At 57.6% G+C, this 18,552-nt stretch carries 13 protein-coding genes and 2 pseudogenes; 11 read left to right on the top strand and 4 right to left on the bottom strand.

All coding sequences use genetic code 11. From position 1 onward, the window contains the following. Window positions 1-69: 69 nt before the first annotated feature. On the bottom strand, window positions 70-3,582 hold the full coding sequence (gene mfd, locus BF12_RS0101000; protein ID WP_024950638.1) for a transcription-repair coupling factor: 3,513 nt from the start codon (window positions 3,580-3,582) through the stop codon (window positions 70-72). Window positions 3,583-3,988: 406 nt separating this feature from the next. Here mfd and BF12_RS0100995 point away from each other — a divergent pair, with 406 nt between their 5' ends. The 11 genes and pseudogenes from BF12_RS0100995 to BF12_RS0100945 all read left to right on the top strand — a co-directional run bounded on the left by BF12_RS0100995 (window position 3,989) and on the right by BF12_RS0100945 (window position 15,209). Beyond that, on the top strand, window positions 3,989-5,437 hold the full coding sequence (locus BF12_RS0100995; RefSeq protein WP_024950637.1) for a glyceraldehyde-3-phosphate dehydrogenase: 1,449 nt from the start codon (window positions 3,989-3,991) through the stop codon (window positions 5,435-5,437). Window positions 5,438-5,899: 462 nt separating this feature from the next. Continuing rightward, complete coding sequence (locus BF12_RS0100990) at window positions 5,900-7,249, top strand: Na(+)-translocating NADH-quinone reductase subunit A (RefSeq protein ID WP_024950636.1); 1,350 nt, start codon at window positions 5,900-5,902, stop codon at window positions 7,247-7,249. Beyond that, on the top strand, window positions 7,249-8,481 hold the full coding sequence (locus tag BF12_RS0100985) for an NADH:ubiquinone reductase (Na(+)-transporting) subunit B (RefSeq protein WP_024950635.1): 1,233 nt from the start codon (window positions 7,249-7,251) through the stop codon (window positions 8,479-8,481). The genes BF12_RS0100990 and BF12_RS0100985 overlap by 1 nt, the downstream gene beginning before the upstream one ends. A gap of 1 nt (window position 8,482) precedes the next feature. Continuing rightward, a complete protein-coding gene (locus BF12_RS0100980) occupies window positions 8,483-9,265 on the top strand; it encodes a Na(+)-translocating NADH-quinone reductase subunit C (protein ID WP_024950634.1) in 783 nt (260 codons plus the stop codon). Window positions 9,266-9,267: 2 nt separating this feature from the next. Next, window positions 9,268-9,935: pseudogene (locus BF12_RS18095) on the top strand (NADH:ubiquinone reductase (Na(+)-transporting) subunit D). 1 nt (window position 9,936) lies between these two features. Next, window positions 9,937-10,557, top strand: a complete 621-nt coding sequence (gene nqrE, locus BF12_RS0100970; protein WP_024950633.1) for an NADH:ubiquinone reductase (Na(+)-transporting) subunit E — start codon at window positions 9,937-9,939, stop codon at window positions 10,555-10,557. Between the two features lie 25 nt (window positions 10,558-10,582). Continuing rightward, a complete protein-coding gene (gene nqrF, locus BF12_RS0100965; RefSeq protein ID WP_024950632.1) occupies window positions 10,583-11,815 on the top strand; it encodes an NADH:ubiquinone reductase (Na(+)-transporting) subunit F in 1,233 nt (410 codons plus the stop codon). 3 nt (window positions 11,816-11,818) lie between these two features. Further along, window positions 11,819-12,892 carry an FAD:protein FMN transferase gene (locus BF12_RS0100960; protein ID WP_248623585.1) on the top strand — a complete coding sequence of 358 codons (1,074 nt, stop codon included), beginning with the start codon at window positions 11,819-11,821 and terminating at the stop codon, window positions 12,890-12,892. 111 nt (window positions 12,893-13,003) lie between these two features. After that, on the top strand, window positions 13,004-13,255 hold the full coding sequence (gene nqrM, locus BF12_RS0100955; RefSeq protein WP_024950630.1) for a (Na+)-NQR maturation NqrM: 252 nt from the start codon (window positions 13,004-13,006) through the stop codon (window positions 13,253-13,255). A gap of 150 nt (window positions 13,256-13,405) precedes the next feature. Further along, complete coding sequence (gene sthA, locus BF12_RS0100950; protein ID WP_024950629.1) at window positions 13,406-14,797, top strand: Si-specific NAD(P)(+) transhydrogenase; 1,392 nt, start codon at window positions 13,406-13,408, stop codon at window positions 14,795-14,797. A 103-nt stretch (window positions 14,798-14,900) separates the two neighbouring features. Continuing rightward, complete coding sequence (locus tag BF12_RS0100945) at window positions 14,901-15,209, top strand: YrhK family protein (RefSeq protein ID WP_024950628.1); 309 nt, start codon at window positions 14,901-14,903, stop codon at window positions 15,207-15,209. A 60-nt stretch (window positions 15,210-15,269) separates the two neighbouring features. Here the strand turns inward: BF12_RS0100945 and BF12_RS0100940 are convergent, their stop codons facing one another. The 3 genes and pseudogenes from BF12_RS0100940 to BF12_RS0100930 all read right to left on the bottom strand — a co-directional run bounded on the left by BF12_RS0100940 (window position 15,270) and on the right by BF12_RS0100930 (window position 18,362). Then, the gene (locus BF12_RS0100940; RefSeq protein WP_024950627.1) at window positions 15,270-16,142 is read right to left on the bottom strand and encodes a hypothetical protein; all 873 of its coding nucleotides are present in this window, start codon (window positions 16,140-16,142) and stop codon (window positions 15,270-15,272) included. 233 nt (window positions 16,143-16,375) lie between these two features. Beyond that, a pseudogene (locus BF12_RS18090) lies at window positions 16,376-17,295 on the bottom strand (carbon-nitrogen hydrolase). Then, window positions 17,295-18,362 (bottom strand): agmatine deiminase family protein, encoded by a 1,068-nt coding sequence (locus BF12_RS0100930; RefSeq protein WP_024950626.1) that lies wholly within the window; start codon window positions 18,360-18,362, stop codon window positions 17,295-17,297. Before BF12_RS0100930 ends, BF12_RS18090 begins: the two are co-directional and overlap by 1 nt. Between the last annotated feature and the right edge of the window lie 190 nt (window positions 18,363-18,552).

The raw sequence follows: 18,552 nt of genomic DNA, 5'->3' as shown, positions 1-18,552 counted from the left end.
CCAATAGAGAAATAGAAACGGCCTGCATCAATTGATGCAGGCCGTTTCTATTTCTCTATTGGGTGTGATCTATGCGACGCGCGCCTTGGCATTGAGCAGATCGAGCAGCGTCTCGCAGAAGCTGAAGCGTGTTTCGGCGTCTTCCATGTCGGTGGCAAAGCGCAGAGTGTCAGCACCTTCCAGTTTGTAGATATCTGATTGACGCTGAATGAGGTTGACCAACGTCAGCGGGTCGACCGGCGTCTGGGCGCCGAAGATGATACGACCTCGTCCTGCACCGGCTTCCAGCTTGGCGATGCCTAACGCTTGAGCGCGTTGGCGTAGACGGGTCTGGCGGAATAGGGTCTTGACTGGCTCTGGCAGTAGCCCGAAGCGGTCGACCATCTCTACCTGCAGCTCACGTAGCCCGCCGGCATCCTCGGCATTGCTGATGCGCTTGTACATCATCAGGCGCTGTTGGACATCGTGCAGATAGTCGGCCGGAATCAACGCGGGCAGATTGAGGCTGACCTCGACGCCGTCGTCTAGAGGGGACTCGATATTAGGTGTCTTGCCTGCCTTGATGGCCTTGACTGCACGATCAAGCATTTCCATGTACAGCGAGTAGCCGATGGTTTCCATTTGCCCTGACTGCTCATCGCCCAGTAACTCGCCAGCACCACGAATCTCCATGTCATGTGAGGCCAGTGTAAAGCCTGCGCCAAGATCCTCTGCTTCGCTGATGGCTTCCAGGCGTTTGATGGCATCACGCGTCATCGACTTGGGATGTGGTGTCAGCAGGTAAGCATAGGCCTGATGATGCGAGCGACCGACACGTCCCCGCAGCTGATGCAGTTGGGCGAGGCCGAACTTGTCGGCACGCTCGATCAAAATGGTATTGGCACTCGGTACATCGATGCCGGTTTCGATGATGGTCGAGCAGACCAGCACGTTGAAGCGCTTGTGATAGAAGTCCGACATGCGTCGCTCAAGGCTACGTTCTGGCAATTGGCCATGAGCAACGCCAATGCTGGCCTCTGGCACCAGCTCGGCAAGGCGAGCTGCCGTTTCTTCGATAGTCTTGACTTCATTATGCAGGAAGTAGACCTGACCACCGCGCAGTAGCTCACGCAGAATGGCTTCCTTGACCACGCCATCGTTGCGTTGCTGAACGAAGGTCTTGACTGACAGGCGGCGCGCCGGGGGCGTGGCAATGATGGACAGGTCGCGAATGCCGCTCATCGCCATGTTCAGCGTGCGCGGAATGGGTGTGGCGGTCAGGGTCAGGATATCTACCTCGGAGCGTAGGCTCTTGAGGCGTTCCTTCTGGGAAACACCGAAGCGATGCTCCTCATCAATCACCAATAGGCCCATGTTGGGTAACTGGAGAGATTTGGACAGTAACTTGTGGGTGCCAATCACGATATCAGCCTGACCATTCTTGATGCGCTCAAGTGACGCCTCTTGCCCCTTGCCGCTGGTGAAGCGCGACAGCAGTGCAATCTCTACCGCGGTATCGGCGAAGCGATCACGGAAGTTGTCATAATGCTGCTGGGCCAGCAGCGTCGTCGGTACCAGTACGATGACTTGACGTCCGGAATTGACGGCGAGGAAGGCGGCGCGCATGGCGACTTCTGTCTTGCCGAAGCCGACATCGCCACACACTACGCGGTCCATCGGTTGTGGGGAGCACATGTCCTGGATGACCGCGCCGATGGTCTGGGCCTGATCCGGCGTTTCCTCAAACGGGAAGCTGGCGGCGAAGCGGGCGTAATCCTCGGCGGGGAAGTCGCAGGCATGGCCGACGCGCGCTTCGCGGCGTGCATAGACATCCAGCAATTCTGCCGCCGTATCGCGAATCTTCTCGGCGGCCTTGCGCTTGGCCTTCTCCCATTGCTCCGACCCTAGTCGATGCAGCGGAGCCAACTCGTCGCTGGCACCAGAGTAGCGTGAGATCAGGTGCAGGCTATCGACCGGTACATAAAGCTTCGCACCATCAGCATATGCGAGCGCCAGGAACTCGGCTTCTTGACCGCCAGTATCGATGGTCTCAAGTCCCAGATAGCGCCCTACGCCGTGCGTATGATGGACGACCGGTGCGCCATTGCGCAGCTCTGAGAGATGGCGTACAGCCAGCTCGTTATCATCGGTGGCGCGTGCTTGACGGCGGCTCTGGCGGACCACTTCACCGTAGAGCTCTGTCTCGGTAATCACCACCAGTCCTTTGCTGGCGACACCGGTCTCTGTCTGGGCGGTGCTGGTGATCCAGGCGCCTTCGTTCAAGCCGCCCACGACAAGGCCTACAGCTGCGTTACTAGCGAGGAAGGTATCGAAGTTCGCGAAATCATCCAGCGTACGCAGCCCGAAGCCGCGTAACAGTGGAGATAGCTGCTCTTCCACCACCTCGCGGCGGCCCTGAGTTTCCGCCACAAACAGGACACGCTGGGCTTCATCGCCACTTAACCGCTGGCTCAGGAAACTGGCCAGTGCCTTGGTCGGGTCAGTGCTACGTGCATCAATGGCGAGTGTCGGCAGTGGCTGATGACCAAATTCGATGGCGTGCTCGTGGCTATCACGCAGCAGTTCGATGCGCTCATGCTGCTTGATCAGTCCGAACAACTCGTTGACCGGCACGAAGGCACGGTGAGGCGGTAGTAGCGGACGTGTCGGATCGACGCCGAGGTTGGCATGGCGCGTAGTGATGGCGTCCCAGTGATGCTCAGCGGCTTCACGTACGCCAGGCAGCATGGCGATACGCAGGGTCTCACCGAGATGGTCGAACAGTGTCGCGGTTTCTTCGAAGAACAGTGGCAGGTACTGCTCAAGACCCGGTGAGGGAATACCCTTGAGTGCATCGTTGTAGAGGATGCACTGACGCGGATCGATATCAAATAGCGTCTCGAAGCCTTCGCGGAAGCAGGCAATTGCGCCGCGCGTCAGCGGGTATTCGTGTGCAGGCAGAATCTCGATGGATTCCACCTTGTCGCCACTGCGCTGAGTGTCGGGGTCGAAGGCGCGCAGAGTGTCGATCTCCTCATCGAACAGATCAATACGCAGCGGTTGCTTGCTGCCCATCGGGAACAGGTCAATCAATGCGCCACGCAGTGCGTACTCGCCGGGCTCATAGACTGTCTCGACGGCACGATAACCGGCACGCGAAAGACGGGTGCGGAAGTCTTCGCGATTCAAGGTGTCACCACGGCTCAGACTGAAGACCTGCCCCGCGATGTAATCCACTGGCGCAAGGCGCTGCATCAGGGTATTGACCGGCACCGGCACGATGGCACGTCGGCTGATTTGCAGCATGCGCAAGGTGCGCAGGCGCTCAGAGACGATGTCCTGATGTGGAGAAAAACTGTCGTAGGGCAGCGTTTCCCAGTCAGGGAAGGGTAACAGGCGTTCAGGATGGCGCGTGTAGAAGCGTAGATCAGCCTCAAGGCGCTGGGCACTGGCGGTATCAGGGGTGATCACCATCAACGGGGCATCATCAGCATCGGCCAGACGTGCCAATGCCAATGCAGCAGCGCTGCCGCCATCCAGTGTCCAGTAAGTGGTTTCGCGGCTAGGGCGCGGCAACGGGGGCGTCAGCGGAGTCTCGAACATGGGCTCTGTATCTTGTGTCCTGGGGCTTGGGCGCTCGTGGCCGGGCGACGGTAGGTGCGAGGAAAAGGGCGCGACCGCCGAAGGTATGCATGATCATAGCAAGTCAGTTGTGTTGATGGGGGCGGGTGGAGCGCTTTTACAGTAATGGGCTGCTGTAGGGCAGAAGATGATGCATGCACGGCGTTGTTATGGGGCATGGCAAGAGTGGGAGAAAATGCTGTCTGCTCTGCAATGGGGTAAACGGTCTTGTAGTCAAATCGTTGATTCTGTAGCACTACTACCCCCAGTGCGACCATCCTTTCATTGTCCCTCACCGGCCCGTTGCGCATACTTGCCTGGCCTTGTCCTGCGTTGCAAGTCTACTTGCTGCGCCCGTTTTTAGATCGTCCGTCAGAGGAAAGCATCCGTGAGCCAAGAGAATCTCGAAGCCTGTTTCAAGCAGTGGCAGGACAATGAAGCCCTCGCCGAACAGATGATTCCGTTGTTGGGTGATCTCTATCGTCGCTTCAATGTCGTGCCCTCCATCTATGGGCGTTCGCTGATCAACCGTTCGATGGTGCGCATCCTCAAGAATCATCGTTGGGTTCGCAAGGCCGAAGGCGTTGAGCTGTCGGTCGAAGATACCTTCCCGCTGGTGCGCGCGATGATTGCGCTTAACCTCGGTCCTGCGCATATCGATATCGGTAAGCTGGCGGTCGCGTTCAAGCGATCCGGTGAGACGGATATCACTGCTTTCCTCACACGTGAGCTGGCCGAGATCGTCGGTGGTCACGTCGAAGGCGGCATGGGCGGCGAGCCGAAGGATGTCGTGCTGTACGGCTTCGGTCGTATCGGTCGTCTGCTGGCGCGCATCATGATCGAGAAGGCAGGCGGTGGTAATCTGCTGCGTCTGCGCGCCATTGTGGTACGTGGCGATGGTGATGATCTGGAGAAACGTGCCAGCCTGCTGCGTCGTGACTCCGTGCACGGGCCTTTTGAGGGCAGTATCACTGTTGATCAAGAAAACTCGGCGCTGATCGTCAATGGCAACTACATCAAGATCATCTACGCCAGCTCACCGGCCGAGATCGATTACACCGTGCACGGTATTGATAACGCCATCGTGGTAGATAATACCGGTAAGTGGCGTGATGAGGCCGGCCTTGGTCAGCACCTGGAATGTAAAGGTGTCGCCAAGGTACTGCTGACCGCTCCGGGCAAGGGCGATCTGAAGAATATCGTCTATGGCGTCAACCATGCTGACATCAATGACAGTGACCGCATCATTTCTGCAGCGTCCTGTACCACCAATGCCATCGTGCCGCTGCTGAAGGTATTGAACGATGAATACGGTGTCAGTCAGGGGCACGTCGAGACGGTGCATTCCTATACCAACGATCAGAACCTGATCGATAACTTCCACAGTGGTGATCGCCGTGGTCGCGCTGCAGCGCTGAACATGGTGCTGACCGAGACTGGCGCTGCCAAGGCTGTCGCCAAGGCGCTACCGGAACTGGAAGGCAAGCTGACCGGCAACGCCATCCGCGTGCCGACACCGAACGTTTCCATGGCGATCCTCAACCTCACGCTGAACACGGCAAGCGATGCTGAACGCATGAATGACTTCCTGCGTACCGCGTCACTGCACTCTTCACTGCAAAAGCAGATCGACTACGTCGATTCCTGTGAGGTCGTGTCGTCAGACTTCGTCGGTAACCGTCACTCCGGTATCGTCGATGGTCAGGCGACGATCGTCACTGACAAGCAGGCCGTGGTCTACGTCTGGTATGACAACGAGTTTGGCTACAGCTGTCAGGTCGTGCGTATCCTGCAGCATATGTCCAACGTGCGTTTCAGCTACTTCCCGACGCGCTGAGCTTGAAAACCAAGCTTGAAAACCAAGTTTGAAGGCCAAGCTGATGGAAATTGAAGGCTGAACTCGATATCTGACCTTGATCGTTGAGCTTGTGTGTTGGCAAGCGTGCTGCACATTTCCTCAACAGGAATCGTCGGCTATCGCAACGGTCGCCAAAACAGCCTCGAAATGGTCCTCAAGACAATGCCCTCGCCATCCATGATGGTGGGGGCATTGTCATTTTGGCGGATCGCACCACTTTAGTGTCGTATGGTCTTTCCGGCCTCGCATCTTTATAATGAGGCGGATTTTTTGGGCCGGCCCAGTCTCTGGGTCACACCTCCAACCGTCTGATAAGAAAAGCATTCATATATCGTGACGCTAGCTATTCTTGGGGCTGCCTGGCCATTTATCGGCCTCTAGTCGTGTCATCGACGCATGATCTTTCTTTAATAACATCAGATCCGACAATTGGGCGAGTCTATGATCGAAGTCAAACGTGGCCTGGATCTCCCCATCGCTGGGGCTCCGGAGCAGCGTATCGAGGATGCGCAGCCCGTTCGTCGCGTAGCGATCCTGGGTGTTGACTACGTCGGTATGAAACCGACGATGGAAGTCAGCGAAGGGGATAAGGTGAAGCTGGGGCAACTGCTCTTCACCGACAAGAAGACTCCCGGTGTGCGATACACCGCGCCTGCAGCTGGTACTGTGGTAGAGATCAATCGTGGCGAGAAGCGTAAGCTGCTGTCTGTAGTGGTCGAAATTGATGAGCAGGGTGGCGCAGAGGAATTCACGGCGCACGGCGAGACAGCTCTCGCCACGCTCGAACGTCAGGTGATGGTCGACCAATTGGTCGAGTCAGGCCTGTGGACGGCACTGCGTACCCGCCCGTTCTCACGCGTTCCGGCGCTCGATGCCAAGGCGGCGGCTATCTTTGTCACTGCCATCGATACCCATCCGCTGGCTGCTGATCCGGCCGTTGTGCTCAAAGGACAGGAAACGGCTTTCCGTCAGGGGCTTGTCGCACTGACACGCTTGACTGAAGGCAAGGTCTTCCTGTGTCAGGCACCGGGTGCTGATATTCCGGGTGGCGACGTTGCAGGTGTGGTCAGCGAGTCCTTCAAGGGTCCGCATCCGGCCGGTTTGCCGGGTACGCATATCCATCATCTGGCACCCGTCAGCCTGAAACGTCAGGTGTGGCATGTCGGTTATCAGGATGTCGTCGCCATCGGTACCCTGCTGGCGGAAGGCTGTCTGGATACCCGTCGTGTGGTCGCTGTTGGTGGCCCGCGTGCGAGGAAGCCGCGCTTGTTGCGTACGCGTCTGGGTGCCAGCACTGTTGACCTGCTCAAGGGTGAAGTGGAGCAGGCCGAAGACACGCGCGTGATTTCCGGTTCGGTGTTCTCCGGGACCACCAGTGAAGGCGCATTGCGTTTTGTTGGCCGCTACCACACTCAGGTGAGTCTGCTCGAAGAAGGTAACAAGCGTGCCTTCATGGGCTGGCTGTCCACGGGCGCCAACCGTCACTCGGTACTGGGTATCTATCTGTCGAAGCTGACAGGGCTGCGTGATTATCGTCCCAACACCTCGACCAATGGTTCCGAGCGAGCCATGGTGCCGGTGGGTGCGTACGAGAAGATCATGCCGCTGGATATCCTGCCGACGCAGTTGCTGCGTTCACTGATTGTCGGCGATATCGAGACTGGGATGCAGCTTGGCTGCCTTGAGCTTGATGAAGAGGACCTCGCGCTGTGCACCTACGTGTGCCCGGGCAAGTATGAGTACGGTCCCATCCTGCGTGACAACCTCACCACGATCGAGAAAGAGGTCTGATGATGGGCATTCGACAGACTCTGGATAATCTGGAGCCGCACTTCCACAAGGGTGGCAAGTACGAGAAGTTCTACGCGCTCTACGAAGCCGTGGACACGATTTTCTATGTACCGGCGAGTGTCACGCGCACCACGGCACACGTGCGTGATGGTATCGATCTGAAGCGGATCATGATCACGGTTTGGATGTGTACCTTCCCGGCCATGTTCTTCGGTATGTACAACGCTGGTCTGCAGGCCAACGACGCGATCGCGGGTGGCTTCAGTTCACTGGGTGGCTGGCGTGAAGCGATCGTCATGCTGCTGGCAGGAAGCCATGATGCCGGTAGTGTATGGGCCAACTTTATCCTTGGTGCCACCTACTTCCTGCCCATCTATCTGGTGACCTTCGCGGTCGGCGGCTTCTGGGAAGTGCTGTTCGCCATGCGTCGTGGCCATGAAGTCAATGAGGGCTTCTTCGTCACTTCCGTGCTGTTCGCATTGACGCTACCGGCGACGATTCCGCTATGGCAGGTCGCGCTCGGTATCACCTTCGGTGTGGTGATCGGCAAGGAAGTCTTCGGCGGTACTGGCAAGAACTTCCTCAACCCGGCGCTGTCTGGTCGTGCCTTCCTGTACTTCGCGTATCCGGCCAGCATTTCCGGTGACGCGGTCTGGGTGCCGGCTGATGGCTATACCGGTGCGACGGCACTGTCTACCGTAGCGCAGGATGGCATGAGCACCCTGATGCAGCAGATGAGCTGGTCCGATGCCTTCCTGGGCTTCATCCCGGGTTCCATGGGTGAGGTCTCGACGCTTGCGATCTTCATTGGTGCGGCCGTTCTGCTCTGGACGCGGATTGCCTCGTGGCGAATCATGCTGGGTGTGTTGTTAGGCATGATCGCGACATCAGCCCTGTTCAATGCCATCGGCAGTGATACCAATGCGATGTTCGAGATGCCGTGGTATTGGCATCTGGTGATCGGTGGCTTCGCCTTCGGTATGGTCTTCATGGCTACCGATCCGGTCTCGGCCTCGATGACCAACAAGGGCAAGCTGATATTCGGTGCGCTGATCGGTGTGATGACCGTCCTGATTCGCGTAGCCAATCCGGCCTTCCCGGAGGGCATCATGCTGGCGATTCTGTTCGCCAACCTGTTCGCCCCGCTGATCGACCACTTCGTCGTGCAGGCCAACATCAAGCGCCGTATCAAGCGCGAGACTGCCGGCATCACGAACGAGGAGACCGTCTGACATGGCCAGCAATAATTCCATCAAGAAAACCCTCGGTGTCGCGCTCGCGCTGTGTATCGTCTGCTCGGTGGTCGTTTCCACCGCAGCGGTCGTGCTGCGTCCGCAGCAGCTGACCAACGCCGAGCTTGACCGCAAGAGCAACATTCTTGCGGTCGCCGAGCTGCTGCAGTCGGGCGAAGATGTCGGCCAGCAGTTCCGTGACAAGGTCACCGCCAAGGTGGTTGATCTCAATACTGGCGACTATGTCGACAATATTGATCCGGAAAAGTATGACCAGGCCAAGATGTCCAAGGATCCGGCGACTTCACGCACACTGTCTGGTGATGAAGACCTACCTGGCATCAAGCGTCGTGAGCAGTATTCCGTGGTCTACCTGGTCGGTGATGCCAAACAGCCTGATCAGATCATTGTCCCGGTGCGCGGCAATGGCCTGTGGTCGATGATGTACGGTTATCTTGCCCTCAAGGGTGACGGCAATACCGTCGTCGGACTGTCCTTCTATCAACAGGGGGAAACTCCTGGGCTTGGCGGCGAAGTCGACAATCCGAAGTGGAAGGCTCAGTGGGATGGCAAGAAGATCTATCCCGAAGACAGCATGGATCCGGAAGTGCGTCTGAAGAAGGGCGGTGTCAATTCGTCCTCTCCGGATGCCCAGTACCAGGTCGATGCTCTGTCTGGTGCTACCCTGACCAGTAACGGTGTGACCAACCTGCTGCAGTTCTGGATGGGTGAAAATGGCTTTGCCAAATACCTGACCCAGTTCCGCGACGTCAAAGGAGCGTAACGATGTCTGCCGAAACTCCTAAAGGTGTCCTGACGACGCCGATCTTCAAGAACAACCCTATCGCGTTACAGATCCTCGGCATCTGTTCCGCGCTGGCGGTGACCAACTCGATGAACACCGCCCTGATCATGGGGATTGCGGTGTCGCTGGTAACAGCGTTCTCCAGCATGTTCATCTCGTTGATTCGCAACCATATCCCGTCGTCTATCCGCATCATCGTGCAGATGACGATCATTGCCTCGCTGGTCATCGTGGTCGATCAGTCGCTGAAGGCTTTCGCCTTCGAGACTCCAAGCAGCTGTCGGTCTTCGTCGGTCTGATCATCACCAACTGTATCGTCATGGGTCGCGCCGAAGCTTACGCGATGCAGAACGGCCCGGTGATGAGTTTCATCGATGGTATCGGCAATGGCTTGGGCTATACCGTGATCCTGCTGGTGGTTGGCTTCGTGCGTGAACTGTTTGGTTCTGGCTCTCTGTTCGGCATGACCATCCTGCAAACCGTCAATGACGGTGGCTGGTACATCCCGAATGGCCTGATGCTGCTGCCGCCGTCTGCGTTCTTCGTCATCGGTCTGTTCATCTGGATACTGCGTAGCGTCTATCCAGAACAGGTCGAGAAGGCGGAGTACAAGATTACCGCCAATACCAAGATCAAGGAGGCCGTGTAACATGTTCGAACACTATCTGAGCCTGTTCATCAAGGCCGTGTTCGTCGAGAACATGGCACTGGCCTTCTTCCTGGGGATGTGTACATTCCTGGCGGTGTCCAAGAAGATCCAGTCCGCGATCGGTCTTGGCGTGGCGGTTGTCGTGGTGCTGGCGGTGACGGTGCCGGTCAACAACCTGATCCTGAACTACCTGTTGCGTGAAGGCGCGCTGACCTGGACGGGTCTGGAAGGGGCCGAGAGCATCGATCTGTCCTTCCTGGGTTATCTGTCCTACATCGGCGTCATCGCGGCGATCGTGCAGATCCTCGAGATGTTCCTCGACAAGTTCGTGCCTGCGCTCTACAACGCGCTGGGTGTGTTCCTGCCGCTGATCACGGTCAACTGCGCCATCCTCGGTGCTGCACTGTTCATGGTTCAGCGTGACTACACCTTCGGTGAGTCCGTGATCTATGGCGTGGGTGCAGGCTTTGGTTGGGCGCTGGCGATCGCTGCACTTGCCGGTATTCGCGAGAAGCTCAAGTACTCCGACGTGCCAGCTGGCCTGCAGGGTCTTGGCATCACCTTCATTACCGTTGGCCTGATGTCGTTGGGCTTCATGTCCTTCTCCGGCGTCCAGCTGTAACGCAACCGAGCATAAGGAAACCGACATGGTTGATATTTCCATCATCGTGCTCGGCGTTGTCATGTTCACCGTGGTCGTTATCGGCCTGGTGCTCGTGATCCTCGCAGCACGCAGCAAGCTGGTCTCGAGTGGCGACGTCCAGATCGAGATCAATGGCGATCCTGCCAATACCCTGACAACCCAGGCCGGCGGCAAGCTGCTGCAGACCTTGGCAGCCAATGGCATCTTCCTGTCCTCCGCCTGTGGCGGCGGCGGTTCCTGTGCCCAATGCAAGTGTCGGATCTCTGAAGGCGGCGGCTCCATCCTGCCGACAGAAGAGTCCCACTTCACCATGGGTGAGAAGAAGGAAGGCTGGCGTCTGTCGTGTCAGGTACCGGTCAAGCAGGACATGAAGGTCGAGGTTCCGGAAGAGATCTTCGGCGTCAAGAAGTGGGAAACCACGGTCAGCGCCAACCCGAACGTCGCGACCTTCATCAAGGAGTTGAACCTGGAACTGCCGGAAGGTGAGGAAGTCAACTTCCGCGCCGGTGGTTACGTTCAGCTGGAAGCGCCGGTTTACGATATCAAGTTCTCCGACTTCGACATCGATGAAGAATATCGTGGCGACTGGGAGAAGTTTGGCCTGTTCAACATTCAGCACAAGAATGAAGAGCCGGTGATTCGTGCTTACTCGATGGCGAACTATCCGGAAGAGTACGGCATCCTGAAGTTCAACATTCGTGTCGCGACGCCGCCGCCCAACAGCCAACATCCTCCGGGTCTGATGTCCACCTATGTCTTCTCTCTGAAGCCGGGCGACAAGATCACCGTGATGGGGCCGTTTGGTGAGTTCTTCGCCAAGGACACTGATGCTGAGATGGTCTTCATCGGTGGTGGTGCTGGCATGGCGCCGATGCGCAGCCATATCTTCGATCAGCTCAAGCGTCTGAACTCTACGCGCAAGATCTCGTTCTGGTACGGCGCGCGCTCCATGCGCGAGTCGTTCTATAACGAGGAATACGACCTGCTGGCCGAAGAAAATGATAACTTCGAGTGGCATCTGGCGCTGTCTGATCCGCAGCCAGAGGACGACTGGGAAGGAGCAACAGGCTTCATCCACAATGTTCTCTATGAGAATTATCTCAAGGATCACCCAGCCCCTGAAGATTGCGAGTACTACATGTGCGGTCCGCCCATGATGAACGCCGCGGTCGTCAAGATGCTGACTGACCTGGGCGTGGAGCCGGAGAACATCCTGCTCGATGACTTCGGTGGTTGATCGATGATGTCACGCGTCGCAAGACGACTGGCAGGGCCGGCCCTCATAGGGCTGGCCCTGCTGGTTGCAGGCTGTGAAAATTCCAGCAACCCTGAGTTGCACCGTTTTGCCGGGCCCATCTTCGGCACCGGTTTCCACGTCAGTGTAGTGGGGGATCTGGATGCGGATGAGGTGGCAGACCTCAAACAAGCCAGTGTCGAGGCGCTGAATAAGGTCGATTGGCAGATGTCGACCTACAAGGACACCTCGGAGCTCTCGAAACTGAATCAGGCACCGGTGGATGTGCCCGTCACGCTGTCTGATGATCTGGCGCATGTGCTCAGTGAGGCGCAGGATGTCGGTAACCGTTCGGATGGTGCCTTTGATGTCACGGTAGGTCCTGCGGTCAACCTGTGGGGCTTCGGACCGGATGCACGTCTGGACAAGGCGCCCAGTGATGCGCAGATTGCCGAAGCCTTGGCCAAGGTCGATCACCTGGCACTTGAGCTTGATGGTAATACGGTGATCAAACGCAAGCCGGTGTACACCGATCTATCGGGTATCGCCAAGGGCTTCGGTGTTGATCGAGTGGCCGATGCGCTCGAGGCAAAGGGTATCGAGAATTACCTGGTTGAGGTCGGTGGCGAGATTCGCGTCAAGGGCGAGAAACCTGGTGGTAAACCATGGCGGATCGCTATCGAAGCGCCGAAGTCATTCGAGCGTTCCGTGCAGCGCATCATCAATCCGGGCAATGCGGCGGTGGCCACTTCTGGTGATTATCGCAACTACTTCGAGCAGGATGGTGTGCGTTACTCGCATACCATTGATCCACGTACCGGTCGGCCCATTCAGCATCGTCTGGCCTCCGTTACCGTGATCACGCCGAACTGTTCGACGGCTGATGCCTGGGCCACGGCACTTAACGTGCTGGGCGCTGACAAGGCCATGGCGACGGCAAAACGTGAGAACATTGCGGCCTACTTCATTGTCAAAACCAAAGATGGCTTCGAGCAGTCCTGGAGTCCGGCATTCGCGCCTTACCTGAAGGATGCGCCGGTCGCAGGAGCTGACAAGTCTGCAGGCAAGACGGTTCACTAAGCAGTTCTGAATCGTTGCCTGTGTCTGATGTATGACGGTGCCTATCCTCATGATGCTCTATCACGAGACACAGGCCCGTTCCGTAGGGGGATAACCCCGGGAGAAACTGACATGACTATCTGGTTACTGGTGTTCGCGGCCATGCTGCTGCTGATTGCAGCAATGGCTGTCGGGGTATTGATGGGTGGCAAGCCGATTGCCGGTTCTTGTGGTGGACTCAATAACCTCGGGCTCAAGGATGGCTGTGATATCTGCGGTGGCAAGGACGAGGAGTGCGAGAAAGAACAGGATCGTCAGCGCTTGATGGAACAGAGCGGTGGTAAGCCGGCCAGTGATCTGGCTTACGAAGCTCCGCGTCGCTGATTTGCTATACGTGACTCTACGCATGGCTCAATGCCTGCCGGCCTGACGACTGGCCAGCCGCCGGTTCTGCTATGACGGAGTTGCTCTCAATGAGAGTGACCTGTGGTAGCAGGGCCGGCTCACGAACAATCAAGGAGCAAAGCGAGTCTCATGGCAGTCTATAACTACGATGTGGTCGTGATCGGTACCGGTCCGGCGGGGGAAAGTGCTGCCGTCAATGCAGCCAAGCATGGCAAGCGCGTCGCAGTCATCGAGGCGCAGTCTTCGGTGGGTGGCAACTGCACCCACAAGGGCACCATTCCCTCCAAGGCGCTGCGTCACGCGGTCAAGCAGATCATCGAGTTCAACACCAATCGCATGTTCCGCGACATTGGTGAGCCGCGCTGGTTCTCCTTCCCCAAGGTACTGGAGCGCTCGCGCCGTACCATCGAACAGCAGGTCGAGATGCGTACGCGCTTCTACGCCCGCAACCGCATTGATGTCTTCTTCGGGACGGCGCGTTTCAAGGACGAGCACACCGTCGTGGTGCGTGATGCCCATGAGGGTGTCGAGGAGCTACATGCCGAGAAGGTCGTCATCGCGACGGGCTCTCGCCCTTATCGTCCGGCTGACGTCAATTTCCGTCATCCGCGCATCTATTGCTCCGACACCATCCTGGGTCTGTCGCATACGCCACGCACGCTGATCATCTACGGTGCTGGTGTTATTGGCTCTGAATATGCCTCTATTTTCTCGGGTCTTGGCGTCAAGGTTGATCTGATCGATACGCGTGATCGTCTGTTGTCGTTCCTGGATAACGAGATTTCCGATGCGCTGTCCTATCACCTGCGTAATAACGGGGTGCTGGTACGCCACAACGAGGAATATGAGCGCATCGAGGGCGATGAGTCCGGTGTGGTCGTACATCTGAAGTCAGGCAAGAAGCTGCGTGCAGATGCCTTCCTATGGGCCAATGGCCGTACAGGCAATACTGATAGTCTTGGTCTCGAGAATGTTGGCCTGCAGGCCAATGGCCGTGGCCAACTGACAGTGGATGAGCAGTACCGTACCAGCTTGGACCACGTCTATGCTGTGGGTGATGTGATCGGTTGGCCGAGCCTGGCCTCAGCTGCCTATGATCAGGGGCGTTATGCCTCTGCCAATCTGCTGGGCGAAGACTTCAAATTTGTCAGCGAAGTGCCGACCGGCATTTATACCATCCCCGAGATCAGTTCGGTGGGTCGTGGTGAGTCGGAGCTAACGGAAGCACGTATTCCCTATGAAGTCGGGCAGGCGTTCTTCAAGGACACTGCGCGTGCTCAGATCACCGGCGATACCGTCGGCATGCTCAAGATTCTGTTCCACCGGGATACGCTGGAGATCCTGGGCATTCACTGCTTCGGTGATCAGGCCTCCGAGATCGTGCACATCGGTCAGGCCATCATGCAGCAGGAAGGTGAGGCGAATACGCTCAAGTACTTCGTCAATACCACCTTCAACTACCCGACGATGGCGGAAGCCTATCGTGTGGCAGCCATGAATGGATTGAATCGTCTGTTCTGATGATGGCCTGTCAGTGATAACGAGCGATAAAGGCCTCGGCACTTCTGGTGCCGAGGCCTTTTGGTATTGGCACGGTGGTTTGGCAAAGATAGGGGAATAATGCATGAGTCAGCATACGGCGTACGATACGCAAGACACACTTGAAGACGATCCGGCAACGGACTTGACCTTCCGCCTCGGCCGCGAAGAGTTGATTATCCACCGCCGCTATGAACTGGCCAGCATCATCAATGAGCTGGTGTTAGGAATACTGTTCACCGTGGGTAGTGTGTGTTTCTTCTGGGAGCAGTGGATGACACTTGGCGTCTGGCTCTTCGTGATTGGCTCCGTGCAGTTGACCCTCAAGCCAATTATCCGCCTGGCGCGCCGCATGCATCTCAAGCGATTGCCCGAGTCGGCACTGGATCTCTAACACTCTGTCCCATCAGCCTCATCTCGTCTGCCAGCTGGCTTGAGCATCCGTCAGCAACCGTCAGCGGTAACGATGTACACGCAAGCTCTTGAGGAACGGCTCATCCTCAATGCGAACATCGCCACGCCGTGCGCGCGTACGCTCTGTCGGTGGCGTGCTCGGCGGTTGATTGAGGGAGGGCAGGCGCAGGTCATCGTGAGGCAGGAATAGCGGTAACGACACGTTCAATGCACGGCGTGTACGAGGCGCTTCTCCATCGTCACGCAGTACCGGCTCACGATAGAACAGGTTGGCGCGCATCAGCGGTGCCTGTGGCTGTATGCGTGTCAATATCTCATCCGGAGGTAGGCCCGCGAGCAGCCGTAGCTGCAAGCGAACATGCTCGGCCTCAGTATCCAGCTTCATCAGCAGTGCCTCGCAATCTGCCACGCTGATGCGCTGGATGGAGCGTCCAGAACTGTACCAGGCAAAACGTACGCGAGCGACAGAGGCTTCTGCGACTGGCACGCGTCGCCAGCATTGTTTTAGGTGCAGTCGAGCAAGGCCATCACCCCTGAGGTGCTGGTTCAATCCTGGATGGCGGAAAGGCAGAATCGCCTTGAGCTCCGACAGTTGCTCAGGGTACTTCTCGCGAAGTTCAGCGAAAAGTCTAGCGAGACGTTCCTTGGCCAGGTTGAGCTCGGCCACTGCATCTATCACCGCAGATCCAGCTGCTACCACCCCGAGGTAGGGGCGAGTCACGCGGCCATCCTGACCGTCTTGATACCAGACATCTTGCAGAGCCAAGCGCAGCCAATCGATGTCGGCAGTACCACCATCCATTCGCCATAATGGTGAATCTTCCTCGCTGACCGCAGTAATGACCTGTTCTGCAGCGATTATTTGCTCATCAAAGGCCGCTTCGATGCGGGCCATCAACTGGTATTCGGGCATGGTATGCGTCCTGATGTCGGCAGGCCTAAGCTGATTATTGTTATCGCGTTATATTGTTTAGCGTAGCTCGACGCCAATGGCAAGTCACCTATAGGTGACAGAGGTGGGTCGACAGGTGAAGTGGCAAAGCGATAAATGATGCAGTGGTCATGTTACTGAGAAACTTGAGTATCAAGCAGCAAGGGCGCCTCGAGAGGCGCCCTTGTGGTGTGTGGTGAGCATGACGCTAGGGACTAGCGGTCGCGATAGCGTTCAGTGAGGTCGCCATAGGCATCGATGCGGCGATCACGTAGATAGGGCCAGATGCGGCGTACGTCTTCACTCCGTGTCAGGTCCACCTCGACCAATAGCTCTTCGGCCGCAACGCCGCCATGCGCGAGAAGCTCTCCCTGCGGCCCGCAGATGAAGCTCCCCCCCCAGAACTGGATGCCATCGCTGGCGGCAGAAGGATCTGCCTCATGACCGACGCGATTGGCAACGATCACCGGCACGCCATTGGCGACGCCGTGACTACGCTGGATCAGTGTCCAGGCATCTTTCTGACGTGCCTTCTCGGCCTCGTCATCACGCGGGTCCCAGCCAATCGCGGTGGGATAGAGCAGCAGCTCTGCACCGGCGAGTGCCATCAAGCGTGCGCCTTCCGGATACCACTGGTCCCAGCAGACTTGTACGCCAAGGCGCCCCACGGAGGTATCGATGGGCTCGAAACCACGTCGTGGCACTTGCAGGCTCGGGGCATCGCCCGGCGTGAAGTAGAACTTCTCGTAGAAGCGGGATCATCCGGGATATGCATCTTGCGGAACGTGCCTACCAGTCCAGAGGCCTTGTCGAGCACGACTGCTGTGTTGTGGTAGACGCCCGCTGCGCGTCGCTCGAAGATCGAGCCGACGATGACCAGCTCAAGTTCAGCAGCAAGGTCTGCCAGACGCTGAGTCGTCGGCCCATCGATGGCCTCGGCGAGGTCGAAGAGGTCAGTGTCTTCGGTCTGGCAGAAGTAGTGACTGGCATGCAGCTCCTGCAGCATTACAAGCTCAGCACCGTCTGCTGCCAGACGGCGGATGGCCGCCTCGCTGGCCGCCAGGCTTTTGGCCTTGTCAGGCCAAGCCTGTTGCTGGACAACACCGACCTTGAGCGTACGGCGAGAAGCAGGCATCAGTAGTCTCCTTGATGAGATGACACGGCGACATCGGCAAGCGTGCCACGCGGCAATTGCATGGTCATGCAGTGCAGGCTGCCATGTTGGCGAATCACGGCGCGACAGTCGACAGGAATGATGTCGCGTTTCGGGAAGGCGCTCGCGAGGGCTTTCAGAGCAGCCATATCGTGACGGTCGGCATAGGTCGGTACCAGTACCGCGCCGTTGATGATCAGGAAGTTTGCATAGGTCGCGGGAAGGCGATGGCCATCATCGGGATCAAAGCAGGCGTCAGGCCATGGCAGCGGCACCAGGAAGTAGGGGTCGCCATTGGCATCCAGCATGCCTTCAAGCTCGGCTTCCATCGCCTTGAGCGCCGGGTAGTGCGGGTCCCGCGTATCGTTACAGCGCACGTAAGCGATGGTACGTGGGTCGCAGAAACGCGCCAGTGTATCGACATGACTATCCGTGTCATCGCCTTCGAGATGGCCGTGGGTCAGCCACAGAATGCGTTCAACACCGAAGTCGGCCTTGAGCTGGGATTCGACCTCTTCACGACTCAATCCAGCGTTGCGATTGTCGTTGAGCAGGCAGGCTTCAGTGGTCAGCAGTGTACCCTGGCCATCGCTTTCGATCGCGCCGCCTTCGAGAATGAAGTCACGACTTTCCACTGGGCAGGCAAAGACACCTTGCTTGGCCAGCGTGCGTGTCAGTGCGTTGTCTCGCGCCGCTTCGAACTTGCCGCCCCAGCCGGTAAAGGTGTAGTCGAGCAATACTGGCTTGCCATCACGTTCAATGGCGATCGGACCGTGATCACGCACCCAGGTATCGTCCAATGGCGCGACATACAGATGGAGGCGCTCGGCTGACATGCCAAAACTTGCAAAACGGGACGCCAGGCGCTCGCGTGTTACTTCATCGCAGACGCTGATCAGTACTTTTTGATAGCGACTGATGGCAATCGCCATGGCTTCACAGGTGGCTTCAATGCTCTCGAGCATTTCGTTCCAGTCGCTGTGCGGGCTGGGCCAGCTGAGCTGGATGGCGTCCTGTGGATGCCATTCGGCGAACAGTCGGGTGGCCATAGGCATCTCCCTGATGGCTGAAACATGAATAGGCGAGCGGTTGGGCAACGTACGGCGCGCGATGATAGCAGAGCCATGCGCAGGTGCTAGCCTTCTGAGAATTACCTGCCGATTTCTTTATCCTTCATGCCTCCACGTGGTTCATGCTGTCCTCATATGAGGGCTGGCAAACTGCATTCGATTGTGGCCC

This window comes from Cobetia crustatorum (genome assembly GCF_000591415.1).
Lineage (GTDB): Bacteria > Pseudomonadota > Gammaproteobacteria > Pseudomonadales > Halomonadaceae > Cobetia > Cobetia crustatorum.
This window is presented reverse-complemented; position numbering and strand designations above follow the sequence as displayed.

Excerpts from the sequence above, each read along its gene's own strand:
- mfd (WP_024950638.1), bottom strand. The coding sequence starts at position 3,582 with ATGTTCGAGACTCCGCTGACGCCCCCGTTGCCGCGCCCTAGCCGCGAA.
- BF12_RS0100990 (WP_024950636.1), top strand. The coding sequence starts at position 5,900 with ATGATCGAAGTCAAACGTGGCCTGGATCTCCCCATCGCTGGGGCTCCG.
- BF12_RS0100985 (WP_024950635.1), top strand. The coding sequence starts at position 7,249 with ATGATGGGCATTCGACAGACTCTGGATAATCTGGAGCCGCACTTCCAC.
- BF12_RS0100980 (WP_024950634.1), top strand. The coding sequence starts at position 8,483 with ATGGCCAGCAATAATTCCATCAAGAAAACCCTCGGTGTCGCGCTCGCG.
- nqrE (WP_024950633.1), top strand. The coding sequence starts at position 9,937 with ATGTTCGAACACTATCTGAGCCTGTTCATCAAGGCCGTGTTCGTCGAG.
- nqrF (WP_024950632.1), top strand. The coding sequence starts at position 10,583 with ATGGTTGATATTTCCATCATCGTGCTCGGCGTTGTCATGTTCACCGTG.
- BF12_RS0100960 (WP_248623585.1), top strand. The coding sequence starts at position 11,819 with ATGATGTCACGCGTCGCAAGACGACTGGCAGGGCCGGCCCTCATAGGG.
- nqrM (WP_024950630.1), top strand. The coding sequence starts at position 13,004 with ATGACTATCTGGTTACTGGTGTTCGCGGCCATGCTGCTGCTGATTGCA.
- sthA (WP_024950629.1), top strand. The coding sequence starts at position 13,406 with ATGGCAGTCTATAACTACGATGTGGTCGTGATCGGTACCGGTCCGGCG.
- BF12_RS0100945 (WP_024950628.1), top strand. The coding sequence starts at position 14,901 with ATGAGTCAGCATACGGCGTACGATACGCAAGACACACTTGAAGACGAT.
- BF12_RS0100940 (WP_024950627.1), bottom strand. The coding sequence starts at position 16,142 with ATGCCCGAATACCAGTTGATGGCCCGCATCGAAGCGGCCTTTGATGAG.
- BF12_RS0100930 (WP_024950626.1), bottom strand. The coding sequence starts at position 18,362 with ATGGCCACCCGACTGTTCGCCGAATGGCATCCACAGGACGCCATCCAG.